We start from the raw sequence: 25,063 nt of genomic DNA, 5'->3' as shown, positions 1-25,063 counted from the left end.
CTGCAGAGCCGGTGCCCATGCGAGACGGGAATTCGCGGCGTCTGGGTCCCGGCTCTGCGCCGCAACGCTCCCGCGTTGCAGCTTGTCCGGGACACGGGAGCGATGCGCCCTCACGCCGGCTGCGGCGTCCGGATCTCCCGCGGCAGGATCAGCGCAGCGACGATCGCGAGCAGACAGAGTGCGGCGAAGGCGTGCAGCATGGTGACGAAGCCGCCCTGCTCGTAGAGCCAGGCGACGAGGCCCACGGACGCGCCGGCCGCGGTGAAGCCGACGAAATAGCGCACGGCATAGGCGCGCGAGCGCCACTCTTCCGTGGTGTACTTGCCGACCATGGCATCGTTCACCGTGACCTGCCCGAACGCGCCCATGACGATGCCGATCGAGACCAGAATCAACGGCAGGTTATCCAGGCTCGCGGCGAGATACAGGAACGGCGCAAGCATGAAGGACAGCGGCAGCGCTACGGTCTTCAGCGAGTAGCGGTCGAGCAGCCGGCCGATCGTGTACTGCGTCATCGCGCCGAACACGTAGACGCAGGCCGCGATGACGCCTAGCAGCGCCGGGCTTTTGGTGAGATCGGCGAGCCGCTCCGCGAACAGCTTCGGCAGCGCGACGGTGACGGCATTGAAGGTCGTGGAGATCGCGATGACGACGATCAGCAGCGCCAGGATCACGCGCCACATGTCTTGTTTTGCCACCCGCGCCTGCGCCGCCGACTGCTTCGAGCCCTTGCGGTCCTCGTGCACGACCATCATCGCGAAGGCAATGCCGATCAGGACCGTGACCACGCCGGGAACGATGAAGGCAAAGCGCCAGCCGAGATATTGGCCAATCACGCCGGTCACCAGCGCGGACGAAGCGACGCCGAGATTGCCCCAGACGCCGTTGATGCCCATCTCGCGGCCGAGCCGGTCGGCATATGACACGATCATGGCGGTGCCGACGGGATGGTAGATCGAGGCGAAGATGCCGATCGCGAGCAGCGCGGCGCCGAGCTGCACGGGCGTCTGCACGAAGCCGACCGAGATCATGGAGGCACCAATGCCGACGAAGAAGATCAGCATCATGTGGCGGCGGCTCCAGCGGTCCCCGAGCCAGCCGGTGAGCAGCGAGCCGGCGCCGAAGGCGATGAAGCCCGGCGTCGCGTAAGGCAGCAGCTCCGAATAGGCCATGCCGAGCGCCGGGCCCATGATGATCACGGCAGCGGCAAAGATCAGCATCGAATAGTGGTCGATGAAATGGCCTGCGTTGACGAAACTGATGACCCGGCTGGGGCTGTTCATTACGAATCCTCTCCTGCTCCGAAATGAGTTATATGTCGGACCCATGACGGGATGCTGCCAATGACTGTCTTGGAAACGCCAATCTTGGAAACGCCAATCCTGCGGGAGGTCCGGAGCAACCATCGCTCGCCCGCGGGCGTGCATCTGGTCGCGCGCGACTATCCCAAGGGCATGCGGATCGACCTGCACATGCACCGCGAGGCGCAGCTGATCTATGCGGCACGCGGCACCATGCAGGTGACGACGCCCGGGGGACGCTGGCTGGTGCCGCCGGACCGCGCGGTCTGGGTGCCGGCCGGGCTCGAGCATGCCCTCGACCTGCTCGCCGACATCGAGATGCGCACGCTGTATTTCGACCTGTCCTGGCTCAAGCGCGAAAAGCGCTATGAGGGATTGACCCGGGAATTCGTGGTGCGGGTGTCGCCGCTGCTGAACCAGGCGATCCTCGCGCTGTTCGACGCGCGGAATACCGAGGAGCGCACCGAGCTGCTGGTGCGGCTGGTGATGCTGGAACTGCACCAGGCCGAGGATTCCGCGACTTTCGTGCCGCTGCCGCGCGAGCCGCGCTGCCGCCGTGCGGCGATGATCGTGCTCGACGATCCTACCGGCCTGCACGACATCGACACGCTGGCGCGCGAGGTCGGAACTTCCGCGCGAACGCTGTCGCGGCTGTTCTCGAGCGAGACGCAGCTGAGCTTCAAGAGCTGGTGCCAGCGCGCCCGCATTGCGGCAGCGATCCAGCGGATATCGACGGATGCGAGCGTGTCGGTGAAGCAGCTCGCGACCCAGCTTGGTTATGCCAGCGTGCCGGCGTTCTCGGCGGCGTTCCGTCAGGTGACGGGGCGAACGCCGACGGAGTTTGCGGGGAAGTAGGGCTGCCCAACCTCGTCATTGCGAGCGCAGCGAAGCAATCCAGAATCCCTCCGCGGTGGCAGTCTGGATTGCTTCGCTACGCTCGCAATGACGGCGCGTGAGGCAGCCGCCTTGTTTTCCACACGCCACCGAGCCGTAGGGTGGGCAAAGCGAAGCGTGCCCACGACTTTTTCGCTATCGTCGAGAGATGGTGGGCACGGCGCAAGTGCGCCTTTGCCCACCCTACGGCAGCGGTGCAAGCCGGGACATGCGGCCATTCTCCAAACGCACGGCCCAACTAAAGATACAAAATTCCCCTGCTTGATTGTGATCGGCTTCCGCCTAAATCCCGTGTAAGCTTCGGCACCGCACAAAACCGGATTCGAAAAGTCCAGATGGCCAACGCCTTCTTCTCCGACCTGCTCGCCACCATCTCCGAGCGCGGCCGCACGCTGCTTCGCCGCGGCGACAGCGCGGACACCAGACAGGATGCCGACGGGCTGATCGAGCTCTGCGGCGCGCTGCTGTCGGGCCGGGGCGAAGCCTCCGGCACGGCGATGGCACGCGAGGTGCTCGATCTCTACCGGGATCTGGATGCGGCGGGACGCCGCGCCTTCTTCGAGGCGCTGGTGCGCGACTTCGGCCCGGACCGGGAACGCCTGTCGGCGGCGATCGAGAAGTGGCGCGCCAAGCCGACCGACGAGGACGCCAGCTCGCTGCATTTCGCCTCGGAGCCGCGACGGCAGGAGCTGATCCGCCGCCTCAACCGCGCGCCCGGCGGCACCGGCGATCTCGTCGCCATGCGCGCCGACCTGCTCGGGATGATGAACGGGCACACCGATCTCGCCGCGCTCGATCGCGACGTCTCGCATCTCCTCTCTTCGTGGTTCAACAGGGGGTTTCTCGTGCTGCGCAGGATTGACTGGTCGACCCCGGCCAACATCCTCGAAAAGATCATCCGTTACGAAGCCGTGCACGAGATCAGCGACTGGGACGATCTGCGCCGCCGCATCGATCCGGTCGACCGCCGCTGCTACGCCTTCTTCCATCCGGCGATGGTGGACGAGCCCTTGATCTTCGTCGAGGTGGCGCTGACCGAGACCATCCCCGGCGCGATCGCGCCGCTGCTTGCCGTCGATCGCCAGCACCTTCCCATCGAGAAGGCGCGCACCGCCGTGTTCTATTCGATCTCGAACACCCAGCGCGGCCTTGGCGGCATCTCCTTCGGCAGCTTCCTGATCAAGCAGGTGGTGGAGGAGCTGCGCCGCGAGACGCCGAAGCTCGACACCTTCGTGACGCTGTCGCCGGTGCCGGGCTTCATGCAATGGGTGAAGCAGGACAAGGATTTGCCGCTGTCGGACGAGGACCGCGAGGTGCTGAAGCGCCTCGACGATCCCAAATGGTTCGAGAGCCCCGAAACCACGACGCTGCTCCGCAGCGTGCTGGAGCCGCTCGCCGCCTATTATTTCCTGAAGGCGCGCACGCCCAAGGGCCGGCTGATCGATTCCGTCGCCCGCTTCCATCTCGGCAACGGCGCGCGTCTTGAACGCATCAACTGGCTGGGCGACCTCTCGCCGAAGGGCGTGCGCGAGTCCGCCGGCGTGATGGTCAACTACCTCTACCGCCTAGACGACATCGAGAAGAACCACGAAGCCTACGCCAATGACGGCGAGGTCGTGGCGTCCAGCGCGGTGAAGAAGCTGCTCAAGGGCGAAGGCCGGCGGCTGCTGGATATGCGGCTGTCGTAGGCATCTGGTCATTGCGAGGAGCCCTTGCGACGAAGCAATCCAGACTGTCTTCGCGGGGAGACTCTGGATTGCTTCGCTGCGCTCGCAATGACAGAGGATGTGGCGACGGCTCACGCAAGTCCACCGGGCCTAGATGCCTACGAGCGGCGCAGCTCTCTCCACCGTCATTGCGAGGAGCCCTTGCGACGAAGCAATCCAGACTGTCTCCGCGGAGAGACTCTGGATTGCTTCGCTGCGCTCGCAATGACGGAGGATGTGGCGACGACCTGCGCCGGACTGCCCAAGCTGGACGCGCGGTCAGATCAGTGTCTCGTACAAATCCGTCCAGTCTGGATTGAGGCTCTCGATCAACGCGAGCTTCTTTTCCCTGCTGCCACCCTTGATCTGCTTCTCGCGCGCAATCGCGTCGGTCATGGTGGCGTGCAACTCGTACCAGACGAGGAGCTTGCACCCGTACTTCGATGAAAAGCCCTTTACTAATCCCTGGCGATGTTCGAACGCGCGGCGCGGCGGATTGGAGGTGACACCTGTGTAGATCGTCCCATTGCGGCGATTGGCGAACATGTACACGCAGGGTTGCTTCATGATCGTACTCGGCTGAGGATAGCCTCTACGATATCACAACCAAGAGATGATTGCGAGGATTTCGCCACCTCGTCATTGCGAGGAGCCCTTGCGACGAAGCAATCCAGGCTGCCTCCGCGGAGAGATTCTGGATTGCTTCGCTGCGCTCGCAATGACGGAAGCTGTTGCTGCAGCCGGGCTACTCCGCCAGCGCCTTCATTTCCTTGTACAGATCGGACTTGCCCTCAAACCCGATGCCCGGAAGATCCGGCATCGTGATGTGGCCGTTCTCGACACGGACGCCGTCGGGGAAGCCGCCGTAGGGTTGGAACAGGTCGGGGTAGCTTTCATTGCCGCCCAAGCCTAAGCCGGCTGCGATGTTCAGCGACATCTGGTGGCCGCCGTGGGGGATGCAGCGGCTTGGCGACCAGCCGTAGGTTTTCAGCACCTCGAGCGTGCGCTGGTATTCGCAGAGGCCATAGGACAGCGCGCAGTCGAATTGCAGCCAGTCGCGGTCGGGGCGCATGCCGCCGTAGCGGATGAGATTGCGGGCGTCCTGGTGGCTGAAGAGATTCTCGCCCGTCGCCATCGGGCCGGGATAGAATTCGGCGAGGGCTGCCTGCAGCGCGTAGTCGAGGGGATCGCCGACCTCCTCGTACCAGAACAGCGGGTAATCGCGCAGCATCTTGGCGTAGGCGATGCCGGTCTCGAGGTTGAAGCGGCCGTTGGCGTCGACGGCGAGCTGCGCGTCCTTGCCGATCTCCTTCAGCACCGCCTCGATGCGGGTGCGGTCCTCGTCGATCGACGCGCCGCCGATCTTCATCTTGACGACGTTGTAGCCGCGATCGAGATAGCCGCGCATCTCAGCCCGCAGCATCGAGAGATCCTTGCCGGGATAGTAATAGCCGCCGGCGGCATAGACGAAGACGCGCGGATTGGCCTTGACGCCGTGGCGCTCGGCGAGCAGGCGGAACAGCGGTTTTCCCGCGATCTTGGCCACCGCGTCCCACACCGCCATGTCGATGGTGCCGACCGCGACCGAGCGCTCGCCATGACCGCCCGGCTTCTCGTTGGTCATCATCGCGGCCCAGACCTTGTCGGGGTCGAGATTGTCGCTCGCGCTATCCAGCAGCGATTTCGGATCGGCCTCCAGGATGCGCGAAGCAAAACGCTCGCGGATCAACCCGCCCTGGCCGTAGCGGCCGTTGGAGTTGAAGCCGTAGCCGACGACGCGCTTGCCGTCGCGCACCACGTCGGTGACGACGGCGACGAGGCTGGTCGTCATCTTGGTGAAGTCGATATAGGCGTTGCGGATCGGGGAGGAGATCGGTTTTGTGATCTCGCGGACGTCGACGATGCGGACGGACATGGGGGTGGCCTCAGTAGTTGTTTTCGTCATTGCGAGGAGCGAAGCGACGAAGCAATCCAGACTGCCACTCGCGGAAAGATTCTGGATTGCTTCGCTTCGCTCGCAATGACGAGGAGAGAGCAGCGCGCTCAGCTCAAACTATTTCTTATCCCGAAAATACGGCTCGACCGGACCATGCACCTTGATGGTCAGCGGGTTGCCGTGGCGGTCCTTGGCGTTGCCGGCGGTGACGCGGACCCAGCCTTCGCTGATGCAGTACTCCTCGACATTGGTCTTCTCGATGCCCTTGAAGCGGATGCCGACGTCGCGCGCCAGGATGTCCGCGTTGTAGTACGGGCTGTTCGGGTCGACCGACAGGCGGTCGGGAAATTCGTCGCTCATGATTGTCTCGCTCACAACAGTGTTTCGATTTGATTCCGCAACCCTTCGGGCCGGGCCGTCGGCGCGTAGCGCGCGATCACCTTGCCGGCACGGTCCACCAGGAATTTGGTGAAATTCCATTTGATGGAGGCCCCCAGCAGGCCGGATTGCTGACGTTTCAGGTACTCGTACAAAGGATGCGCATTGGCGCCATTGACGTCGATCTTCTCGAACAGGGGAAAGGTGACGTCGTAATGGGTCGAGCAGAATTCCTGGATCTCGCTCGCCTGCCCCGGCTCCTGCGCGCCGAACTGGTTGCAGGGAAAGCCGAGCACGGAGAAGCCGCGCGGCGACAGATCGCGATAGAGATCCTCGAGGCCGCGATATTGCGGCGTGAAGCCGCATTTGCTCGCGGTGTTGACGATCAGCAGCACCTGTCCCTCGAACCGGCGCATGGGCACCTCCTCGCCGGCGAGCGAGTTGGCCTTGAAGTCGTAGATCACCGACATCGCTAACCCACGGGATCGATCGGCGACGGCGGCACGCCGCCCGCCTCGATCGCTTCGCCCGCGAGGAGACAGAGGTCCTCGCGATAACGGCCGGAGACGATGTGCACGCCGACCGGCGCCTTGCCGACGAGGCCGGTGGAGACCACAAGGCCCGGCAGGCCCATGAACGGAATCGCGATCTGCGGCAGCTGCGCTTCCCAGACGCGCTTGAAGGACTCCTCATCCTTGCGGTCGAGATGATCGGGGAAAGGCAGCTCGCCGGAGACCGGCGTCAGCAGCACGGCGTATTTCTCGAAGAACAGCATCCAGTCGCGCGTCAGCGTGGCTCTTCGGGTCAGCGCCTTGGCGTAGTTCGCCTGATCCATCGGCGTGACCCTTGCGCGATTGCCGCGCAGGCAGGCCAGCGCGCCGGGATCGCCCTCGCGCTCGGCCATTTCAAGCTGCGCCTCATAACCGTCGCCGAGCCACAGCTTGATCTGCCACTCGACCGCCTCGCGCATCGGCGGGGTATCCTCGATGACGTCAACGGTCCAACCGGCGCGCTCCAGGCGCTTGCCGGCATCGCTCACCGCAGCCTTCACCTCCGGCGTCGTGGCAAGGCCGTTCGGATTGAGGCAGAGCGCGGCGCGCTTGGGCCGCGCCGGGCCTTCCAGCGGGGCCGGCACGAACCAGGGGTCGCGGACGTCGCGGGCCGACATCGCTTCGAGCGAGATGCGCAAATCGTGGACGGTGCGGGCGAGCGGGCCCGAGACCGCCATGATCTGCGGCCCGATCGGGCGCTCCGGCAGCACCGGGTTGAAGGCCGGGATGCGGCCGAGCGTCGGGCGCAGGCCGTGCACGCCGCAGGCATAGGCGGGATAGCGGATCGAGCCGGCGATGTCGGTGCCATGGGCGATATGGCCGATACCGGCCGCGACCGCCGAGCCGGCGCCGCCGGAGGAGCCGCCCGGCGTCAACGAGGCGTCGCGCGGGTTCTTGGTGTCGCCATGGACCAGATTGGTGGTGAACCAGCGATAGGAGAAGGCCGGGCAATTGGTGCGACCAAGGAGAATGGCGCCGGATTTGCGGAAATTGGCGACAACCGGATTGTCCTCGTGCGCGATCAGGTCGCGCTGCAGCTTGAGGCCGTTGGTGGTGGCAAAACCCTCCTGATCGACATTCGCCTTGATGGTGACGGGCACGCCGGCGAGCACGCCGGGGTCCTCGCCCCGGCCAATGGCGGCATCGACGGCGTCGGCCTGCTTGAGCACATCCTCCGGGCGGTGGTCGATCACGGCGTTGAGCGCAGGGTTGACCGCGTCGAGGCGGTCGAGGCCGGCCTTGGAGGCCTCCCTGGCGGACACCTTTTTGGACCTGACGAGGGTGGCGAGGTCGGCGGCCGACAGGCGCCAGAGATCTTGCATGGCTTGCTCCGTATGACCGGCGTCTTTTAGCGCCGGGAACGCGGCAAAGCCATGCGGATTTCGCAGGGGCGAAGGGCGGGTTTGGTGCCGGGTGGTGCCTCATTCCCCGTCATTGCGAGGAGCTCTTGCGACGAAGCAATCCGGACTGCCTCCGGGGAGGGATTCTGCATTGCTTCGCTACGCTCGCAATGACGGAGGAGAGAGCTGGGGGCCTCTAATGCCTTGTCGCCGACTGGTCCGGCATGTCCAGCAGCGCCTCGGTGAAGGGAAACTCCAGCACGATGTCCCCGTCGGAATCGGTGACCTCGATGACCGCCTCCAGCAGCGCCGGCTGGGTTCCTTCCGATTTCAGGACCTCCAGGATCATCTGGCGGGCGACCTCCCAGGCGCGATCGGGATTGCGCAGATCCTCGCCGTCAGGATCCACGATCAATTCGTCGCCGATACGGGTGTTGAAGAAATATCTGGGCATGCCTGATCCAATGGGGTCGCCTGTGGCCGATTGGAAGCCGTTCTATACTCACAACTGGTTTATCCCGACAGGGATCACGACCTATCGGCAATTTTGCGGATGTCATTCGCTCATCTTTACGGCCGCAATACGCTCTCTTTGCGGTGCAACAATCCTGCCGTCTACTACCTAGGTCGGGAAAATTTCACTGGCGAACTTTTCCGCCCGCATTACTTTATCTGCGGGCGGATACGTCCGGTTTCGCGAAAATGGAGAGCCAAATGGCCTGGAAAGCCCCGAAGATCGTCGAAGTGCCCTGTGGCATGGAAATCAACATGTATGTGAGCGCTACCCGCAAGTGAGCGGTTGGTGAGTACGCGTTCTGCGCAGGTGGTTCTTGCGGTCACGATACGTTTCCGGGGGACAGAAACCTTGTCCGAAACTGTCTCGGCCTGAGATCCACCTCGCGACGTTCCCTCCAGGAGACGGATCATGCTTCGCGTCGTCGTCCTGGGCGCAGGGGCCGGCGGCGGTGTGCCGCAATGGAATTGCGGTTGCGAGGGCTGCCGCGCGGCCCGCAGCTATGGACACGAGCTCCATCGAACCCAGGCCTCGGTTGCCTTCAGCGGCGATGGCGAGCACTGGTTCCTGATCAACGCCTCGCCCGATCTTCGCCAGCAATTGAACGCCACGCCGCAGCTGCATCCCAAGGCGGGCGCGCTGCGCCATACGCCGGTTGCGGGCGTGATCCTGACCAACGGCGAAGTCGATGCCGTGGCCGGCCTGCTGTCGATGCGCGAGGGCTCGCCCTTCACGGTCTATGCCCATGAGAAGGTGCTGGCGATCCTTGCCAGCAACAGCATCTTCAACGTGCTGAACGAGAAGAACGTCAAGCGCCAGCCGATCGGTGTCAGCGAGCCGTTCGAGCCGCGGCTGCCCGACGGCGCCCGCTCGGGGCTCGAGGTGCTGCCCTTTGCCGTACCCGGCAAATCGGCCTGGTATCTCGAAGGCAAGGCCCATCCGGGCGGCGAGACCGGCGACGGCGATACGCTGGGCCTCAAGATCACGGACAAGGCCACCGGCAAGTGCTTCTACTTCATCGCCGCCTGCGCCGAGGTCACCGACGCGCTGAAGGCCGAGATCGACGGCGCGGCGCTGGTGTTCTTCGACGGCACGGTCTGGCAGGATGACGAGATGATCAGGGCCGGGCTCGGCCACAAAACCGGCAAGAGCATGGGCCATGTCGCGATGTCCGGCGCCGACGGCGCGATCGCGCGGCTCGCCGATCTCGATATCGACAGGAAGATATTTCTGCATATCAATAACTCGAACCCCGCGCTGCTGCCCGGCTCAAGCGAGCGAAAAACGGTCGAACAAGCGGGCTGGCAGATACCTGGGGATGGAACGGAGATCGTGCTGTGAATGCCGCGTCAATGACTGGAATGACCGCGCTCTCGATCGGCAAGGACATCAGGCTCACCAGCGCCGAGGAGCTCGAGGCGACGCTGCGCCACATCGGAGCTACGCGCTATCACAGCCTGCATCCGTTCCATAAGCTGCTGCACGGCGGCAAGCTGAGCAAGGGCCAGGTGCAGGCCTGGGCGCTCAACCGCTACTATTACCAGAGCACGATCCCGATCAAGGACGCGGTGGTGATCTCGCGCTTCCGCGACCGCGCCACGCGCGTGGAATGGCGCCACCGCATCGAGGACCATGACGGCGATGTCGGCTCCGAGGGCGGCATCGAGCGCTGGCTGAAGCTAACCGAAGGGCTCGGGCTCGACACCGCTTACGTGGAATCGACCGAAGGCATCTTGCCGGCGACGCGGTTCGCGGTGGAGGCCTACGTCCACTACTGCCGCGAAAAAAGCCCGCTGGAGGCGATCGCCTCCTCGCTGACCGAGCTGTTCGCGCCGAACCTGCATGAAGAGCGCATCTCCGGCATGCTGGAGCATTACGACTTCGTCAATCCTGATATCATGAGCTACTTCAAGCGCCGCCTGACGCAGGCGCCGCGCGATGCCAATTTCGCGCTCGACTACGTCAAGGCGCACGCCACGACGCCGGAGCAGCGCGCGCTTGTGTGCAACGCGCTGATCTTCAAGACCAACGTGCTGTGGGTGCAGCTCGATGCGCTCCAGCACGCCTATGTCGAAGGCAACATTCCGCCGGGCGCGTTCGTGCCCAAAGCGAGCTGAGGATTAGAGCAATGGCCGGGCCGCGGAACATCAGCGTCAGCGAGGCAAGCCGCCCCGTGCTGCCGCGGCATGCCAAGCTGAAATATGACGAGACGCGACAAGTCTGGGTGATCCTGGCGCCGGAGCGGGTGCTGGCGCCGGACGAGATCGCAGTCGAGGTTCTGCAGCTCTGCAACGGCGAGCGCAATGTCGGCGACGTCGCCGATCAATTGGCCGCGAAATACGCCGCGCCGCGCGAGGCGATCCTGACCGACGTCATCGCCATGCTGCAGGATCTCGCCGACAAGGGCTTCCTCACCGAGGTCCGGGAGAAGACGTCATGACCGACGTGCTCGGCAACATCCAGCCCGGGATGAGCGACAGCCTCGCGGTATTGGAGAAACAGCGCTCGACGGCGGAGACTTTTGGGATTCCGCTCGCGGTGCTGCTGGAGATCACGCATCGCTGCCCGCTGCAATGCCCCTACTGCTCCAACCCGGTCGAGCTCGACCGCTCTGGCAAGGAGCTGACCACCGATGAGTGGAAGAAAGTGCTGAGTGAGCTCGCCGAGATCGGCGTGCTGCAGGTGCATTTCTCCGGCGGCGAGCCGACGGCGCGGAAAGATCTCGTCGAGCTGGTGAAGCATGCCAGCGACGCCGGTCTCTACACCAATCTCATCACCTCGGCCGTGCTGCTGACGCGCGAGAAGCTCAGCGAGCTCGCCGACGCCGGGCTCTGCCATGTCCAGATCTCTTTCCAGGGCGTCGAGGAAGGCCTTGCCGATCGCGTCGCCGGGTACAAAAACGGCCATCGCAAGAAGCTTGAAGTCGCGAAATGGACGCGCGAGCTCGACCTGCCGCTCACCGTGAACGCGGTGATGCACCGGCAGAACCTGCATCAGCTCCCCGACATCATCCAGATGGCGATCGATCTCGATGCCGACCGGCTCGAGGTCGCCAATGTGCAATATTACGGCTGGGCGCTGAAGAACCGCGCCGCCTTGATGCCCACCGTGGCGCAGCTCGATGAGTGCACCCGCCTCGTCGAGGAGGCGCGCGAGCAGCTCAAGGGCCGGCTGACCATCGACTACGTCGTGCCGGATTATTACGCGCTGCGGCCGAAGAAGTGCATGGGCGGCTGGGGCCGGCAGTTCTTCAACATCTCGCCCGCCGGCAAGGTGCTGCCCTGCCACGCCGCCGAGAGCATCACGGGGCTCGATTTCGAATCGGTGCGCTCCAACCATTCGATCGCCTGGATCTGGCAGAACTCCGAGGCCTTCAACCGCTATCGCGGCACCGGCTGGATGAAGGAGCCTTGCAAGTCTTGCGAATTCCGCGAGATCGATTTCGGCGGCTGCCGCTGCCAGGCCTTTGCGCTGACGGGCGATGCCGCCAACACCGATCCGGCCTGCGCGCTGTCGCCGCTGCACGAGACCATCTTCAAGCAGGCCGAGCGCGAGGCCGAGGGCGAGACCAACCGCTTCCTCTACCGCAACTTCGCCGGCGGCACCCTGGAATCCGAGAATGACGCCTGACGCCGACGCAGGCACAGCGGTCAGGCGTGCCGACCCCTTTGCGCCGCTGACCTCCGACATGCTCGATGTCGGCGACGGCCATGAGCTCTATGTCGAGAGCGTCGGCCGCGCCGACGGAATCCCCGCGGTCTATCTGCATGGCGGGCCCGGCAGCGGCTGCCAGCCCGATCATCGCCGGCTGTTCGATCCCGACCGTTTCTGCGCCGTGCTGTTCGACCAGCGCGGCTGCGGCCGCAGCCGTCCCAAGGGATCGCGCGAGCACAACGCCACGGCGCACCTGGTCGCGGACATGGAGAAGATCCGCGAGAAGTTCGGCTTCGAGCGCTGGATGGTGGTCGGCGGCTCCTGGGGCGCGACGCTGGCGCTGGCGTATGCAGAGGCGCATCCCGAGCGCGTCTTAGGTCTCGCGCTTCGCGCAACCTTCCTGGGCACGCGGGCCGAAGTCGTGACGGCCTTCACGACGCGCCTGTCGCAATTCTATCCCGCGCTTTACGGGGACTTCCTCAGCGTGCTGCCCCCCGAGGAGCGGGACCAGCCGGTCGACGCCTGTTGGCGCCGCATCCTCGATGCCGACCCGGCCGTGCATGGCCCGGCGGCGAAGGCCTGGCACGACACCGAGCGCATCTTGTCCGAGCACAAGCCTGCAAAGACACGGCTCGACCTCGCGTCGCTGAACGTCTGGCGCACATTGCCGGCGACCCCGTTCATGGAAGCGCATTATTTCGTCAACGACAGCTTCATGACCGAAGACCAGTTGCTGCGGAACGCGGGCCGGCTCAAGGGCATCCCCGGCATCATCGTCCAGGGACGCTACGACCTGTTGTGCCCGCCCGAGACATCGCATGCGCTTGCAGGAGTCTGGCCTGGTTCCGAGATTCGCATCGTGGAAGAAGCCGGGCATTCGCTCTATGATGGCGGCGTGAGGGACGCGGTCATGAAGTCGATCGCGGATCTTGCTTCGAAGGCCGCGCGCTGAGGCGCAATAACAGGACCACAAGAAAATGCCGCTCGCCGGGAAAGGCATGCTGCTGACGTCGATGAACATCGACGCTTCAGATGAGGCCGAGTTCAATCGCTGGTACGATCGCGAGCATCTGGAAGAGCGCGTCGCGATCGAGGGTTTCCTGGAAGCGCGGCGCTATGTCGCGCACGCCGCCAATCCCAAATATCTCTCCCTGTATTCGACTGCGACGCTCGACGTGCTCGACAGTCCGGCCTACCGGGCGCGGCTCGCCAACCAAACCGAATGGTCGCGGCGGAGCATGGCGCGTTTCAATGACATGCTGCGCGTCGTCGCGCGCATCACCATCAGCAACGGCACGGGCCGCGGCGCTGCGCTCGGCATGGTACGGCTGCGGCCGACGCCTGAAAATGCTGGGGCATGGCGTGATGCACTGCAAGAAAAGCTGACGCCAGGGGAGCGCGAGGGCATCATCTCGATGCATCTGCTCGAGAGCGAGCCGGAATTGTCGGGCGCAACGGCGGACATTCCAGCGGTGCGCAACGAGGGCGCGCGCGACTGGTTCGTGCTGATCGACGGCACCCACGTCGGCGCAGTCTCGGCTGTCATCGCCGAGCGCTTTACCGGTCCCGCCGCATCACCCTTCCCGCTTCCGGTCTCGGTCGGCACCTACTGCCTGATGTGGGACCTCGCGAAGAGCGATATCGCGCGGAGCTAACGTGGGCCTATTGCTGCGCTGCCCGCCAAGCCGTCATTGCGAGCGCAGCAAAGCAATCCAGACTTGCAGCCGCGGCGACACTCTGGATTGCTTCGTCGCAAGGGCTCCTCGCAATGACGAGGATGGAGCGCATCGCAACATATTGCACCGCCGCATTGCTGCGCGCGGCGCGTTAATGCTGTGCACGCGCAGCTCCCATGAAAGGCGGTGATCACCCAAATTTGCCGTTGTGCTTCGGAATGGTTCTAATAAGCTAACCCAATGACGTCATTCAGAAACCGGATCGAAGCGCGATAAAGCGCTCGCCAAGCTCAAGAAAAGGCCGCGGGGGTCTTTGAGCCTGCGCGGATAGGGTAGGAATGAAACCGACCGATATCGCGGCCCCCGACTACTTTCACAAAGTAGTCGATTGCCAGTGGGCCTGTCCTGCGCACACCCCGGTTCCCGAATACATCCGACTGATCGCACAAGGCCGCTACAGCGACGCCTACATGATCAATTGGAAATCGAACGTGTTTCCCGGAATCCTGGGACGCACCTGCGATCGTCCGTGCGAGCCGGCGTGCCGCCGCGGACGCGTCGAGGACAATCCGGTCGCGATCTGCCGCCTCAAGCGCGTCGCCGCCGACTTCAAGGATGACATCAAGCAGCGCCTGCCGCGGCCTTCGCCGAAGAACGGCAAGCGTGTTGCCCTTGTCGGCGGCGGTCCGGCGTCGTTGACCGTTGCACGCGATCTCGCGCCGCTCGGTTATCATTGCACCGTGTTCGATGGCGATCCCGAAGCCGGCGGCATGATGCGCTCGCAGATCCCGAAATTCCGCCTGCCCAACTCGGTGATCGACGAGGAGACCGGCTACATCCTGGGTCTCGGCGTCGACTTCAAGGGCGGCCATCGCATCGAGAGCATGAAGTCGCTTCTGGCGGAGAAGTTTGACGCGATCTTCGTCGGCTCCGGCGCGCCGCGCGGCCGCGAGCTCGACATTCCCGGCCGGAAAGAGGCCGCCGCCAACATCCATATCGGCATCGAATGGCTGGCCAACGTGTCGTTCGGCCATGTCGACAAGATCGGCAAACGCGTCATCGTGCTCGGCGGCGGCAACACCGCGATGGATTGCTGCCGCACCGCGCGCCGGCTCGGCGGCGAGAAAGTGACGGTGGTCGTGCGTTCCGGCTTCGAGGAGATGAAGGCCTCGCCCTGGGAGAAGGAAGACGCGCTCCACGAGGACATCCCGATCCTCAACTACATGGTCCCGGTGGCTTTCAAGCACGTCGCCGGCAAGCTGATCGGCGTCACCTTCCAGCACGTCAAACCCGAATACGACGCCAAAGGCCGCCGCAATCTGGTGCCTTCGGGAGACCCCGATCAGACCATTCCCTGCGATGACGTGCTGGTCGCGGTCGGGCAAGAGAACGCCTTCCCCTGGATCGAGCAGGATTGCGGCATCGAGTTCGACAAATGGCACATGCCGAAGGTCGATCCGAAGACGTTCGTCTCGACCAACCCGAAAGTCTTCTTCGGCGGCGACGCCGCGTTCGGGCCGAAGAACATCATCTGGGCGGTCGCGCATGGCCATGACGCCGCGCTGTCGATCCACAAGATGCTCTCGGGCGAAGACATCACCGAGCGCCCGCTGCCGGAGGTGCAAATCTCCTCGCAGAAGATGGGCATCCACGAATGGAGCTATGACAACGACATCTCCAACGACAAGCGCTTCAAGGTGCCGCATCGCGACAAGGTGATCGCGCTGAAGGACATCCGCGCCGAGGTCGAGCTTGGCTACGACGTCAAGCTCGCACTGGGCGAAGCCGAGCGCTGCCTGAACTGCGACGTCCAGACGGTGTTCTCGACCTCGCTCTGCATCGAGTGCGACGCCTGCGCCGACATCTGCCCGATGGACTGCATCACCTTCACCGACAATGGTGAGGAAGACGATCTGCGCCAGCGCCTGAAGGCGCCCTCGCCGCGCCCGGACCAGGACCTCTACGTCTCCAGCGACCTCAAGACCGGGCGCGTGATGGTGAAGGACGAAGATGTCTGCCTGCATTGCGGGCTGTGCGCCGAGCGCTGTCCCACCGGAGCCTGGGACATGCAGAAATATTTCATCGATATGACCCACGCAGGTTCGACATGTCCGACAAAAAGCCGATCAGCAGCGTAAACGACTTCGTCGTCCGTTTCGCCAACGTCAACGGCTCGGGCTCGGCCAGCGCCAACGAGATGTTCGCGCGTGCGATCCTGCGCCATGGCGTGCCGGTGTCCCCGCGCAACATCTTCCCATCCAACATCCAGGGCCTGCCGACCTGGTATGAGGTGCGGGTGACGGAAGACGGCCATCTCGGCGCCCGCGGCGGCGTCGACATGATGGTGGCGATGAACCCGCAGACCTGGGACAAGGACGTCGCCGGCATCGAGCCCGGCGGCTATCTGTTCTACGATTCCACCAAGCCGATGCCGTCGACAAAATTCCGCGACGACATCTCCGTGATCGGCGTGCCGCTGACCGCGATCGCCAACTCGACTTACACCGATCCGCGTCAGCGCCAGCTGTTCAAGAACATCATCTATCTGGGCGCGCTGTCGGCATTGCTCGACATGGACCCGAAGCTGATCGAGCATCTGATCGGCGAGCAGTACAAGGGCAAGGAGAAGCTGCTCTCCTCCAACGTCCATGCGCTGCATCTCGGCCGCGACTGGGCGCTGCAGAATTTGAAATGCCCGATCGGGCTTCGCGTGAAGAAGTCCGACAAGGTCGGCGACCGCATCTTCATCGAGGGCAACAGCGCCGCCGCGCTCGGCGCCGTCTATGGCGGCGCCACCGTGTGCGCGTGGTATCCGATCACGCCCTCCTCGTCGGTAGCGGAGGCCTTCACCGCCCATTGCAAGAAGTACCGGCACGATCCGGAGACCGGCAAGGCGAAATACGCGATCGTGCAGGGCGAGGACGAACTGGCCTCGATCGGCATCGTCATCGGCGCCTCCTGGAACGGCGCGCGCGCCTTCACCGCGACCTCGGGCCCCGGCATCTCCCTGATGACGGAATTCATCGGCCTCTCCTACTTCGCCGAGATTCCGGCCGTGATCATGAACATCCAGCGCGCCGGCCCCTCCACGGGCATGCCGACGCGCACCCAGCAATGTGACATCATCGCCTGCGCCTATGCCTCGCATGGCGACACCAAGCATGTGCTGCTGTTCCCGGAAGATCCGGCCGAAGCGTTCGAGTTCGCGGCTGCCGCCTTCGATCTCGCCGAGCGTCTCCAGACCACGATCTTCCTGATGCTGGACCTCGACATCGGCATGAACCACCGGCTCTGCCGTCCGCTGAAGTGGGATGACGCCCGGCAATATGACCGCGGCAAGATCATGACCGCGGAGATGCTGGAAGAGGGCCGCGACTTCGGCCGCTATCTCGACGTCGACGGCGAAGGCATTCCCTATCGCACCTATCCCGGCACACATCCGACCAAGGGCTCCTATTTCACCCGCGGCACCTCCCGCGACCGCTATGCGCGGTACTCGGAGGAAGGCACCGTCTATGCCGACAACATGCAGCGCCTGGTGCGCAAGTTCGAGACCGCGCAGGACCTGGTGCCGCGGCCGCTGCAGGCCAATGCGGAACGGCCGACCAAATATGGCGTGATCTATTTCGGCTCGACCTCGCCGGCGATGGACGAAGCGATCGGCCTGCTGGAGGCGCGCGGCCATCAGCTCGATCGCCTGCGCATCCGCGCCTTCCCGTTCCACTCGAGCGTGGCGAGCTTCCTCGCCGAGCACGACTTCGTCTATGTCGTCGAGCAGAACCGCGACAGCCAGCTCCGTCAGCTCATCGTCAACGAGAACGGCATCGATCCCGTCCGGCTCGTTCCGATCGTGCATTACGACGGTTCACCGATTACCGCCCGCTACATCGCAAAAGCCATTGGCGACCACCAGGATCACCTCAAGGTGACCCCGCTCCGCAAGGCCGTGTCATGATGGCAAACTGCATCCACATCGTCATTGCGAGCGCAGCGAAGCAATCCAGACTGCCTCCGTGGAAAGACTCTGGATTGCTTCGCTTCGCTCGCAATGACGGAGTGCGGTTGCGACAGCCCGGCCGTGTGCAAAGAGACGTCGGATTGCGGCAAGGGAGCAGAGAGAAACGGTCATGACCTATATTGCCAAGCCGAAATTCCATCATCCGGGCCTGAAGAAGAACGAGCTCGGCTACACGCATCGCGACTACGAGGGCAAGATCTCGACGCTGTGCGCCGGCTGCGGCCACGATTCGATCACGGCCTCGATCATCGAGGCCTGCTACGAGCTCTCGATCGAGCCGCATCGGGTTGCAAAGATCTCCGGCATCGGCTGCTCGTCGAAGACGCCGGACTATTTCCTCGGCAACTCGCACGGCTTCAACTCCGTGCACGGCCGCATGCCCAGCGTGCTCACCGGCGCCAACCTCGCCAACCGCGACCTGATCTATCTCGGCGTCTCCGGCGACGGCGATTCCGCCTCGATCGGCTTCGGCCAGTTCGCCCATTCGATCCGGCGCGGCGTCAACATGACCTATATCGTCGAGAACAACGGCGTCTACGGCCTGACCAAGGGCCAGTTCTCGGCCACCGCCGACCGCGGCTCGAAGAGCAAGAAGGGCGTCACCAACACCGACAATGCCATCGACCTGGTCGCGATCGCGCTGCAGCTGGGCGCAACCTTCGTGGCGCGCTCGTTCTCCGGCGACAAGGGCCAGCTGGTGCCGCTGATCGCAGCCGCGATCGGCCACAAGGGCGCGTCCTTCATCGACGTCATCAGCCCCTGCATCGCCTTCAACAACCACGCCGGCTCGACCAAGAGTTTCGACTATGTCCGCGAGCACAATGACGCCGTGAACCGGCTTGACGTGCTGGTCGGCCGCGATCCGATCGCGGTGGACTACGCGCCGGGCACGGTGCAGGTGGTCGAGCAGCACGACGGCAGCAAGATCGCGCTGCGCAAGATCGACGCGGACTACGATCCGCATGATCGTCTCGGCGCTCAGACCTTCCTCGCGAAGCACGCCGCCAAGGGCCAGATCGTCACCGGCCTGCTCTATGTCGACCCCGACGCGGAGGACCTGCACGAGCACCTCAATACGGTCGAGACCCCGCTCAACACGCTGGAAGCGGACACGCTCTGCCCGGGCTCGGCGGTGCTGGACAAGATCAACGCCAGCCTGCGCTGATCACTTGCCGGCAACTGGTTGCCTGACACGTATGGTGATCTTCTCGGACACGATGGGCGGCTCGAACGGATAGTGCTTGGCGTCGCCGAGCACCAGTTGCAGCGTGTGCGTTCCGGGTGCAAGTTCGAGCTGGGTTTCGGTCTGCCCGGCGCCGAAGTGCAGATGCGACTTGTCCTGCGGAATTGGCTCCTTGGGATCGATGGGATCGTTGACGTCAACGAGCAAATGGTGATGGCCGGCGTTCTGGTAGTCGTCGCCGGCATGCGTCACGCCCATGTTGCGCAAACCGAACCGGACCCAGAATGCACCGCGAACCTTCTGCCCGTCACGCGGGCTGATGAAATAGAGCTTGGCGTCCTTGGGCGCGGTCTTGCCTTGCGCGTAGGCTCCGCCGGGAGGCAATGCGAGCGCCGCCGCCAATGCGGCGCAAAAAATGATCTTCATCAAACCCCCTCCAGGACTTACGGACTGAGCGCGACGCGGAATCCATGCGTGGGATAACGAACATTGGTGTCGTAACCATCGCGGTTGGATGGCCGCACATATCGCGAATCGTTCTTCCAGGAGCCCGAGCGCAGCACGTGCGAGGAGCAGTCACCGCCGGCCCATGCCGAGCCGTCGCCGGGCGCGCCTTGATAGGTCTTGTGCCAGCAATCCTCGACCCACTGGTCGATCCCGCCGCCCATGTCGTACAGGCCGAACGGGTTTGGCTTGAAGCTGCCGACCTTCGCCGGCTGCTCGCTGGCGAGGTTGCCGCAATCCTTGCAGCCGGCCATGCCCGGCTGGAGCTTGTCGCCCCACCAATACTTGCTCTGCGTTCCGCCGCGCGCCGCGTACTCCCATTCGGCTTCGCTCGGAAGCCGATACGGCTTCTTCGTCGCCTGGGAGAGATACGCCACATATTGCTGCGCGTCGGTCCAGCTCACATTGCTGACCGGCGCGTCGTCTTTGCCGGTGGCCGTGAAGGAGCACGCCTTCGCAGCGGCGCATTCGTTCCACTCCTGCACGGTCACCGGATATTTGCCGATCGAGAACGGCTTGATCGTGACCTGGTGGACCGGGCGTTCCGTCGGATCGTCATTGCTTCCCATGGCGAAGCTGCCGCCGCGAATGGCGATCATCTCGGGTTCTCGGACCGCCGTCACCGATGGAACGGATGCCGGAGATGGTGAAGGCGATGCGGCGGGCGACGGCGTCGTTGTGGGCAACGGCGAAGCCGCGGGTGCGGCTTGTGGCGCCGGTACCGCCGGGCTCGGAACGGATTGCGGCACCGGCGAAGCTGACGGCGCCGCGATCGGAGGAGCGGCAGCCTGTTGCCCCACCTGGCTGCGGTGCTGCACCAGCACGTACCAAAGCACGTAGCCGGCAATCACCAGCAATGCCATGATCAGAAGAAAGAGCAGGATGCTCTCGCGCCGGCCGCGCGTCCTGCCGACTGCGTCTGCGTCCGGCAGCACGCGATAGACCCGCACCGGATCGGTGATGTTCTTGACCTTGCGGTCCCCGAGCGATTCATAGCCGCATACGACCTTGTGCTTGATCTGCTCGTAGATCGCACCCGAGATATAGACCTGACCGGGCTCCGCAATGCCTTCGATGCGTGTGGCGATGTTGACGCCATCGCCGTAGATATCGTCCGGCTCTACGATGACGTCGCCGAGATTGACGCCAATCCGGTATTCGAGCCGTGAATGCTTGGGAAGCGGGGCGTTGCGGCCGAGGAGATTCTGCTGGATGACGATGCTGCATCGAACGGCCTCGACCGGGCTATCGAAGATGGCGATGAAGCCGTCGCCCGTCGTCTTCACCAGCGTGCCATGGTGCTCGACGATGCTGGGCTGGATGATATCCCGCTCGATCCGCTTGACGCGGACATGCGTTCCCTCCTCGTCGGCCTGCATGATGCGACTGTAGGAAGCGATGTCGCCGACAATGATCGCCGCAAGACGACGGGGCATGGGGCCGTGTGGGGGCTGCCCGTCCTGATTTCCGGATCTGAAGTTGCGAATTTCGCCCATTGCGGGGACTCCACGCGCGACGAGAGGCGGCCCCACTCTACGACTGCCAAGAGCAATCGCCTGTGAAGGCTATCACATCGACGAACGGGGACAATGTCGAATGGCTGACGGCATCGGGTTCCCAAAAAACGAAGGCCCGCGCCGATTGAACCTTCCTGGCTTGAGGTTCGACTAAGGCCGCACATGGAACCAGGCCGCCTCGCTCCGCTCTGCGCGTGGAAGCGAGTTGAACGCGTCACGCATGCGGCGACTGCCAACACGCAATGTTTCGTGAAGGCAACGCGGTCGGCCTCGACTGCGGCCTGGACTAGCCGACAGGCTCGGGCTCAGCTGCGGCGCGACCCGTATATGCCAGCCGTCCGACCGTCCAGTATTGCTTGCAGGTCTCGAACAGCGTTTCGCCGTCCACGGTCAGGCCGCCCGTGACGAGCACGCCGTCCGCACCAATGGGCTTGTTCAGCAGCGACAAGACGCGCTTCAGAAAGCCGCCTTCGAACCGCTCGGCGAGAAGAGGATCGACCTGAAGAACGACGATCCTCTGGCTGCGATACCGAAAGATCGATATGTCCCTCACCGATCGCCACGAGATGGTGTCATCGGCGATCCTGGTGTCGCGAATGCCGATACGGGTGATGAAGAGGACCGGCTCCCTGGCGGAGATCAACGTCCAGAGCGTCCTGCAGGTGGCCAGGCCGAAAAACACGACGCCGAAATAGCTGAGTGCGATCTGGATCGTGGCGATGTCCTTGCCATAGTGCCAGCTGAATGCGAGCGCGCCGCACAGCAGCGTCGCCAACAGGCCGGCTCCCAGCAACTTGAACAGCCGCGGAAGGGAATAGCCGATCGCAAGGTTGGGCAAGCTCTGACTTACGGACATTCTGACCGCCACCAGTCATCTGCAACAACCCGGGGTTTACCAGCGCCCCTCCTTCCAAATTGTTAAAGCGGGAACCTTGCGTGAGGCTGCCCGCAAGGCGGGCGGCCAGGAACGCTTGAACGCAGGACTTTCCGCCCGCGACTAAATGCCAGTCGGCTGTCACCCCGCGCGCTGCGGATGGACGACGGTTCACACGCCCTGGTGCGATCATGAAGCTTGCCTCATCCTTCCGCTTGTCCTTGCCGCCTTCGTCGGCGCGGCCCGGGCCGAGGAGGCCGACGACATCCGTGAGGCCACCAGGGCCGAGGCCGACACCTTCAACGCGCGCATGTATGCGGGCAGGCCCGGCGACAAGGCCTATGCCTGCTTTGTCCGCCGTTACGACGCCGAGCATCTGGCGCGGCACCCGAAGCAGAAGGTCGCGTCGATGAAGCTGCTGATCTCCGCGGAGGTCGACAAGGAGGACAAGCAGCTCCACAACTCGTTCCGCCTCGGCTTCAGGTATCGCCACCGCAGCGGCGATTTCGATTCCAGCGGCTCCTGTAACCACGCCGTGTTCACCAAGGACGGCACCGAAACCCGCCTCGGCTGCGGCGTCGACTGCGAGGGCGGCGGCATCGGGGTTGCGCTCTCCAAGGACGACAGGTCGGCGATCGTGCGCCTCGCGCGGGTCAGGGTCTGGCAGAACAACAAGCCGGACGACGATGCCGAGCGATCGCTGGTCGCCGGCGCCGACGACGGGATCTTCCGTCTCGATCGCACCGACACAAGCGAATGCGCTTCGCTGGTGACCGACCGCAAGGAACTCGCGGCCCTGCGCCACAAGTGATATGTCCGGCAAAATCAGGCAATCCAGGGAGACTGCCATGAACCGCCGTAACATCCTGTGGAGCGCCGTCTCGACTTTGGGTGCCGCGCTCGGCGCCTCCAGCGCGAAGGCCGCGATCGAGGCTCCACCGTCGAACAAGCTGAAGGTCGTCTATCACCTCAGCGACGCCGAGAAGGTCAATTTCGTGCTCGGCAACATCCAGAACCACATCGACGGCGTTGGTGGTCCGGCGAACGTGACAATCGCGCTGGTGATCCACGGTCCGGCGCTGAAGCCGTTTCACTCGGCGCGGGCCAACCCCGACATCAGCAAGCGCGTCAGCGAATTCTCCAAGGATGGCGTCGAGCTCGCCGCCTGCGGCAACACCATGAAGGCGCAGAACGTGACGCTGACGGATCTGCTGCCGGGCTTCGTCAGCGCGGAGAAGGGCGGCGTGGTCAGGTTGGCCGAGCTGCAGTCGCAAGGGTATCTGTATCTGCGGCCGTAGCGTTGCGGGAAGACGGTGCGCTCCCTCCCCCGCTTGCGGGGGAGGGTTGGGGAGAGGGTGTCTCCGCAGAGGGACAACCCCCTAGAGGAGAGAACCCCCACCCGGCGCTTCGCGCCGACCTCCCCCGCAAGCGGGAGAGGTAAGGCGGAGGCCGCGGATCCCCTTCCCAACTCATCGCCAGCCCACTTGACTTACCCATAACCCCATGGTTATGAATTAACCCATAACCTCTGAGTTATGGATTAGCCATGTCCTCCGCCCACGATCTCCTGTTCAGGACGCTCGCCGATCCGACCCGGCGGGCGATCTTCGAGCGGCTGTGCCGCGAGGGCGAGCAGACGGTCGGGGCACTGACGCTGCGATCCGGCGTTTCCCAGCCGGCGGTCTCGAAACATTTGGGCGCGCTGAAGCAGGCGGGCCTCGTGCGCGACCGCCATGAAGGACGCCAGACCCACTACAGCGCAGAGCCCGGCGCGCTCAATCCACTGGTCGACTGGACCAGCCAGATGACCGGCTTCTGGCAGAACCGGCTCGACGCTCTCGATGATCTCCTGAAGAGGATGGACCAATGACCGAAACACGATCCGTCGTCGTCGAGCGCGAATTTGCCTTCCCGGCGGAACGGCTATGGCGCGCGCTGACACAGCCGCATCTGATCGAGGAATGGCTGATGAAGAACGACTTCAAGCCCGTGGTCGGTCATCGCTTCAACCTGCGCGGCGAATGGGGCGGCGTGCTGGACTGCGAGGTGCTCACCATCGAGCCGCAGAAGGCGCTCGCCTATACCTGGAATTTCTCGCACGAGGACGCCGCGTTCGACCTGAAGAGCGTCGTGACCTTCACGCTGACGCCGACGGGCGCGGGCACGCATCTGCGCGTCGAACAGGCGGGCTTCAGCCCGACGCAGAAGCAGGCCTATGGCGGGGCGCATGCCGGCTGGAAGCAGTTCTTCGCCAAGCTGGACGAACTGCTGGCGCGGGCTGAGTAGCTCGCCGGCGTCTCTTCCATACATTTTCCAAAGGAGGTCCCAATGAGCACGAACATGTGGATTCGGCGGATTCATCGCTGGCTGTCGATGGCGTTCACGGTCGCGGTCATCGCCAACATCGTCGCCATGACCATGCAGGTGCAGGCCGTATGGATCGGCTTCCTGGCGCTCGTGCCGCTGATCCCGCTGCTCGCGACAGGGCTGTATCTGTTCGCGCTGCCTTATCTCGGCCACCGCGACGGCGCGCGGCAAGAGGCGTGATCATGAAGAAGGCCGTCACCGCAAAGAAGAGCAGCGCGACGAAGACGGACGGCGCCTCGCCCTCCAAATTGATCGACGGCCGCATCAGGGAGCTCGGCGACTGGCGCGGCGAGATGCTGGCGCGGATCCGCGGCCTGATCAAGCAGGCCGTCCCTGACGTCGTCGAGGAATGGAAATGGCGCGGCGTTCCCGTGTGGGAGCACGACGGCATCATCTGCACCGGCGAGACCTACAAGGAAGTGGTGAAGCTGACTTTTGCCAAGGGCGCGGCGCTGGACGATCCCGCGGGCCTGTTCAACTCCAGCCTCGACGGCAATGTGCGCCGCGCGATCGATATTCGCGAGGGCGAGAAGATCAACGAGAAGGCGTTGAAGGCGCTGATCCGCGCGGCGGTGGAGCTGAATGCGTCCAAGAAGAAGCCGGCCAAGAAGCAGCCGGCGTAGAGCGCCACGAGTTCCGTTGATCGCTAT

At 64.1% G+C, this 25,063-nt stretch carries 28 protein-coding genes; 18 read left to right on the top strand and 10 right to left on the bottom strand.

All coding sequences use genetic code 11. The annotated features are described in order from the left end of the window. Positions 1-110: 110 nt before the first annotated feature. Positions 111-1,283, bottom strand: coding sequence for an MFS transporter (locus tag N2603_RS11520; protein ID WP_260388820.1), 1,173 nt, complete (start codon positions 1,281-1,283; stop codon positions 111-113). 51 nt (positions 1,284-1,334) lie between these two features. Between N2603_RS11520 and N2603_RS11515 the strand changes: the two genes are divergently transcribed. Both N2603_RS11515 and N2603_RS11510 read left to right on the top strand, forming a co-directional pair. Then, complete coding sequence (locus tag N2603_RS11515) at positions 1,335-2,156, top strand: AraC family transcriptional regulator (protein WP_260388819.1); 822 nt, start codon at positions 1,335-1,337, stop codon at positions 2,154-2,156. 374 nt (positions 2,157-2,530) lie between these two features. Next, a complete protein-coding gene (locus tag N2603_RS11510) occupies positions 2,531-3,883 on the top strand; it encodes a malonyl-CoA decarboxylase (RefSeq protein ID WP_260388818.1) in 1,353 nt (450 codons plus the stop codon). 297 nt (positions 3,884-4,180) lie between these two features. Here the strand turns inward: N2603_RS11510 and N2603_RS11505 are convergent, their stop codons facing one another. The 6 genes from N2603_RS11505 to N2603_RS11480 all read right to left on the bottom strand — a co-directional run bounded on the left by N2603_RS11505 (position 4,181) and on the right by N2603_RS11480 (position 8,560). After that, the gene (locus N2603_RS11505) at positions 4,181-4,468 is read right to left on the bottom strand and encodes a GIY-YIG nuclease family protein (protein ID WP_260388817.1); all 288 of its coding nucleotides are present in this window, start codon (positions 4,466-4,468) and stop codon (positions 4,181-4,183) included. Between the two features lie 178 nt (positions 4,469-4,646). After that, positions 4,647-5,816 (bottom strand): D(-)-tartrate dehydratase, encoded by a 1,170-nt coding sequence (gene tarD / locus N2603_RS11500; protein WP_260388816.1) that lies wholly within the window; start codon positions 5,814-5,816, stop codon positions 4,647-4,649. Between the two features lie 138 nt (positions 5,817-5,954). Further along, a complete protein-coding gene (locus N2603_RS11495) occupies positions 5,955-6,197 on the bottom strand; it encodes a DUF3297 family protein (RefSeq protein ID WP_029674077.1) in 243 nt (80 codons plus the stop codon). An 11-nt stretch (positions 6,198-6,208) separates the two neighbouring features. Beyond that, the gene (locus tag N2603_RS11490) at positions 6,209-6,685 is read right to left on the bottom strand and encodes a glutathione peroxidase (protein ID WP_260388815.1); all 477 of its coding nucleotides are present in this window, start codon (positions 6,683-6,685) and stop codon (positions 6,209-6,211) included. Between the two features lie 2 nt (positions 6,686-6,687). Then, a complete protein-coding gene (locus tag N2603_RS11485; protein WP_260388814.1) occupies positions 6,688-8,088 on the bottom strand; it encodes an amidase family protein in 1,401 nt (466 codons plus the stop codon). Positions 8,089-8,302: 214 nt separating this feature from the next. Further along, positions 8,303-8,560, bottom strand: coding sequence for a DUF6894 family protein (locus tag N2603_RS11480; RefSeq protein ID WP_018641072.1), 258 nt, complete (start codon positions 8,558-8,560; stop codon positions 8,303-8,305). Positions 8,561-8,820: 260 nt separating this feature from the next. Between N2603_RS11480 and pqqA the strand changes: the two genes are divergently transcribed. The 10 genes from pqqA to N2603_RS11430 all read left to right on the top strand — a co-directional run bounded on the left by pqqA (position 8,821) and on the right by N2603_RS11430 (position 19,133). Further along, a complete protein-coding gene (gene pqqA, locus N2603_RS11475; RefSeq protein ID WP_007595659.1) occupies positions 8,821-8,901 on the top strand; it encodes a pyrroloquinoline quinone precursor peptide PqqA in 81 nt (26 codons plus the stop codon). 130 nt (positions 8,902-9,031) lie between these two features. After that, positions 9,032-9,961, top strand: a complete 930-nt coding sequence (gene pqqB / locus N2603_RS11470; protein WP_260388813.1) for a pyrroloquinoline quinone biosynthesis protein PqqB — start codon at positions 9,032-9,034, stop codon at positions 9,959-9,961. Continuing rightward, positions 9,958-10,737, top strand: coding sequence for a pyrroloquinoline-quinone synthase PqqC (gene pqqC / locus N2603_RS11465; RefSeq protein ID WP_260388812.1), 780 nt, complete (start codon positions 9,958-9,960; stop codon positions 10,735-10,737). The genes pqqB and pqqC overlap by 4 nt, the downstream gene beginning before the upstream one ends. Positions 10,738-10,748: 11 nt before the next feature. After that, positions 10,749-11,060, top strand: coding sequence for a pyrroloquinoline quinone biosynthesis peptide chaperone PqqD (gene pqqD, locus N2603_RS11460; protein WP_260388811.1), 312 nt, complete (start codon positions 10,749-10,751; stop codon positions 11,058-11,060). After that, a complete protein-coding gene (gene pqqE / locus N2603_RS11455; RefSeq protein ID WP_260388810.1) occupies positions 11,057-12,250 on the top strand; it encodes a pyrroloquinoline quinone biosynthesis protein PqqE in 1,194 nt (397 codons plus the stop codon). Before pqqD ends, pqqE begins: the two co-directional genes overlap by 4 nt. Further along, entirely contained in the window at positions 12,240-13,226 is a 987-nt protein-coding gene (gene pip, locus N2603_RS11450; RefSeq protein WP_260388809.1) for a prolyl aminopeptidase, read from the top strand. Before pqqE ends, pip begins: the two co-directional genes overlap by 11 nt. Positions 13,227-13,251: 25 nt before the next feature. Further along, the gene (locus N2603_RS11445; RefSeq protein WP_260388808.1) at positions 13,252-13,929 is read left to right on the top strand and encodes a DUF4286 family protein; all 678 of its coding nucleotides are present in this window, start codon (positions 13,252-13,254) and stop codon (positions 13,927-13,929) included. Between the two features lie 359 nt (positions 13,930-14,288). Next, positions 14,289-16,088, top strand: coding sequence for an FAD-dependent oxidoreductase (locus N2603_RS11440; RefSeq protein ID WP_260388807.1), 1,800 nt, complete (start codon positions 14,289-14,291; stop codon positions 16,086-16,088). Further along, entirely contained in the window at positions 16,058-17,905 is a 1,848-nt protein-coding gene (locus N2603_RS11435; RefSeq protein WP_260388806.1) for a 2-oxoacid:acceptor oxidoreductase subunit alpha, read from the top strand. Before N2603_RS11440 ends, N2603_RS11435 begins: the two co-directional genes overlap by 31 nt. 172 nt (positions 17,906-18,077) lie before the next feature. After that, the gene (locus tag N2603_RS11430) at positions 18,078-19,133 is read left to right on the top strand and encodes a 2-oxoacid:ferredoxin oxidoreductase subunit beta (protein WP_080134168.1); all 1,056 of its coding nucleotides are present in this window, start codon (positions 18,078-18,080) and stop codon (positions 19,131-19,133) included. On the opposite strand, the gene N2603_RS11425 is transcribed toward N2603_RS11430, so the two are convergent. The 3 genes from N2603_RS11425 to N2603_RS11415 form a co-directional block, all read right to left on the bottom strand. Next, positions 19,134-19,577, bottom strand: a complete 444-nt coding sequence (locus N2603_RS11425; RefSeq protein ID WP_018641083.1) for a DUF4399 domain-containing protein — start codon at positions 19,575-19,577, stop codon at positions 19,134-19,136. 17 nt (positions 19,578-19,594) lie between these two features. Continuing rightward, entirely contained in the window at positions 19,595-21,151 is a 1,557-nt protein-coding gene (locus tag N2603_RS11420) for an SUMF1/EgtB/PvdO family nonheme iron enzyme (protein ID WP_260388805.1), read from the bottom strand. A 307-nt stretch (positions 21,152-21,458) separates the two neighbouring features. After that, positions 21,459-22,028, bottom strand: coding sequence for an STM3941 family protein (locus tag N2603_RS11415; protein ID WP_260388804.1), 570 nt, complete (start codon positions 22,026-22,028; stop codon positions 21,459-21,461). A 145-nt stretch (positions 22,029-22,173) separates the two neighbouring features. Here N2603_RS11415 and N2603_RS11410 point away from each other — a divergent pair, with 145 nt between their 5' ends. The 6 genes from N2603_RS11410 (at position 22,174) to N2603_RS11385 (ending at position 25,036) form a co-directional block, all read left to right on the top strand. Next, on the top strand, positions 22,174-22,857 hold the full coding sequence (locus tag N2603_RS11410; RefSeq protein WP_260388803.1) for a hypothetical protein: 684 nt from the start codon (positions 22,174-22,176) through the stop codon (positions 22,855-22,857). Positions 22,858-22,894: 37 nt separating this feature from the next. After that, positions 22,895-23,344, top strand: coding sequence for a DsrE family protein (locus N2603_RS11405; protein ID WP_260388802.1), 450 nt, complete (start codon positions 22,895-22,897; stop codon positions 23,342-23,344). A 248-nt stretch (positions 23,345-23,592) separates the two neighbouring features. Next, positions 23,593-23,916 (top strand): ArsR/SmtB family transcription factor, encoded by a 324-nt coding sequence (locus N2603_RS11400; RefSeq protein WP_260388801.1) that lies wholly within the window; start codon positions 23,593-23,595, stop codon positions 23,914-23,916. Then, the gene (locus tag N2603_RS11395; RefSeq protein WP_260388800.1) at positions 23,913-24,332 is read left to right on the top strand and encodes an SRPBCC family protein; all 420 of its coding nucleotides are present in this window, start codon (positions 23,913-23,915) and stop codon (positions 24,330-24,332) included. Before N2603_RS11400 ends, N2603_RS11395 begins: the two co-directional genes overlap by 4 nt. Positions 24,333-24,374: 42 nt before the next feature. Continuing rightward, on the top strand, positions 24,375-24,593 hold the full coding sequence (locus N2603_RS11390) for a hypothetical protein (RefSeq protein ID WP_260388799.1): 219 nt from the start codon (positions 24,375-24,377) through the stop codon (positions 24,591-24,593). 2 nt (positions 24,594-24,595) lie between these two features. Beyond that, positions 24,596-25,036, top strand: coding sequence for a DUF1801 domain-containing protein (locus N2603_RS11385; RefSeq protein WP_260388798.1), 441 nt, complete (start codon positions 24,596-24,598; stop codon positions 25,034-25,036). Positions 25,037-25,063: the final 27 nt, after the last annotated feature.

The sequence above is a fragment of the Bradyrhizobium huanghuaihaiense genome, from assembly GCF_025200885.1.
Lineage (GTDB): Bacteria > Pseudomonadota > Alphaproteobacteria > Rhizobiales > Xanthobacteraceae > Bradyrhizobium > Bradyrhizobium huanghuaihaiense.
Note: the sequence above shows the minus strand (reverse complement) of the source record. Positions and strands in the feature narration are given on the sequence as shown.

Coding starts and splice junctions, on each gene's coding strand:
- N2603_RS11520 (WP_260388820.1), bottom strand. CDS start 1,283: ATGAACAGCCCCAGCCGGGTCATCAGTTTCGTCAACGCAGGCCATTTC.
- N2603_RS11515 (WP_260388819.1), top strand. CDS start 1,335: ATGCTGCCAATGACTGTCTTGGAAACGCCAATCTTGGAAACGCCAATC.
- N2603_RS11510 (WP_260388818.1), top strand. CDS start 2,531: ATGGCCAACGCCTTCTTCTCCGACCTGCTCGCCACCATCTCCGAGCGC.
- N2603_RS11505 (WP_260388817.1), bottom strand. CDS start 4,468: ATGAAGCAACCCTGCGTGTACATGTTCGCCAATCGCCGCAATGGGACG.
- tarD (WP_260388816.1), bottom strand. CDS start 5,816: ATGTCCGTCCGCATCGTCGACGTCCGCGAGATCACAAAACCGATCTCC.
- N2603_RS11495 (WP_029674077.1), bottom strand. CDS start 6,197: ATGAGCGACGAATTTCCCGACCGCCTGTCGGTCGACCCGAACAGCCCG.
- N2603_RS11490 (WP_260388815.1), bottom strand. CDS start 6,685: ATGTCGGTGATCTACGACTTCAAGGCCAACTCGCTCGCCGGCGAGGAG.
- N2603_RS11485 (WP_260388814.1), bottom strand. CDS start 8,088: ATGCAAGATCTCTGGCGCCTGTCGGCCGCCGACCTCGCCACCCTCGTC.
- N2603_RS11480 (WP_018641072.1), bottom strand. CDS start 8,560: ATGCCCAGATATTTCTTCAACACCCGTATCGGCGACGAATTGATCGTG.
- pqqA (WP_007595659.1), top strand. CDS start 8,821: ATGGCCTGGAAAGCCCCGAAGATCGTCGAAGTGCCCTGTGGCATGGAA.
- pqqB (WP_260388813.1), top strand. CDS start 9,032: ATGCTTCGCGTCGTCGTCCTGGGCGCAGGGGCCGGCGGCGGTGTGCCG.
- pqqD (WP_260388811.1), top strand. CDS start 10,749: ATGGCCGGGCCGCGGAACATCAGCGTCAGCGAGGCAAGCCGCCCCGTG.
- pqqE (WP_260388810.1), top strand. CDS start 11,057: ATGACCGACGTGCTCGGCAACATCCAGCCCGGGATGAGCGACAGCCTC.
- pip (WP_260388809.1), top strand. CDS start 12,240: ATGACGCCTGACGCCGACGCAGGCACAGCGGTCAGGCGTGCCGACCCC.
- N2603_RS11445 (WP_260388808.1), top strand. CDS start 13,252: ATGCCGCTCGCCGGGAAAGGCATGCTGCTGACGTCGATGAACATCGAC.
- N2603_RS11440 (WP_260388807.1), top strand. CDS start 14,289: ATGAAACCGACCGATATCGCGGCCCCCGACTACTTTCACAAAGTAGTC.
- N2603_RS11435 (WP_260388806.1), top strand. CDS start 16,058: ATGTCCGACAAAAAGCCGATCAGCAGCGTAAACGACTTCGTCGTCCGT.
- N2603_RS11430 (WP_080134168.1), top strand. CDS start 18,078: ATGACCTATATTGCCAAGCCGAAATTCCATCATCCGGGCCTGAAGAAG.
- N2603_RS11425 (WP_018641083.1), bottom strand. CDS start 19,577: ATGAAGATCATTTTTTGCGCCGCATTGGCGGCGGCGCTCGCATTGCCT.
- N2603_RS11420 (WP_260388805.1), bottom strand. CDS start 21,151: ATGGGCGAAATTCGCAACTTCAGATCCGGAAATCAGGACGGGCAGCCC.
- N2603_RS11415 (WP_260388804.1), bottom strand. CDS start 22,028: ATGTCCGTAAGTCAGAGCTTGCCCAACCTTGCGATCGGCTATTCCCTT.
- N2603_RS11410 (WP_260388803.1), top strand. CDS start 22,174: ATGCCAGTCGGCTGTCACCCCGCGCGCTGCGGATGGACGACGGTTCAC.
- N2603_RS11405 (WP_260388802.1), top strand. CDS start 22,895: ATGAACCGCCGTAACATCCTGTGGAGCGCCGTCTCGACTTTGGGTGCC.
- N2603_RS11400 (WP_260388801.1), top strand. CDS start 23,593: ATGTCCTCCGCCCACGATCTCCTGTTCAGGACGCTCGCCGATCCGACC.
- N2603_RS11395 (WP_260388800.1), top strand. CDS start 23,913: ATGACCGAAACACGATCCGTCGTCGTCGAGCGCGAATTTGCCTTCCCG.
- N2603_RS11390 (WP_260388799.1), top strand. CDS start 24,375: ATGAGCACGAACATGTGGATTCGGCGGATTCATCGCTGGCTGTCGATG.
- N2603_RS11385 (WP_260388798.1), top strand. CDS start 24,596: ATGAAGAAGGCCGTCACCGCAAAGAAGAGCAGCGCGACGAAGACGGAC.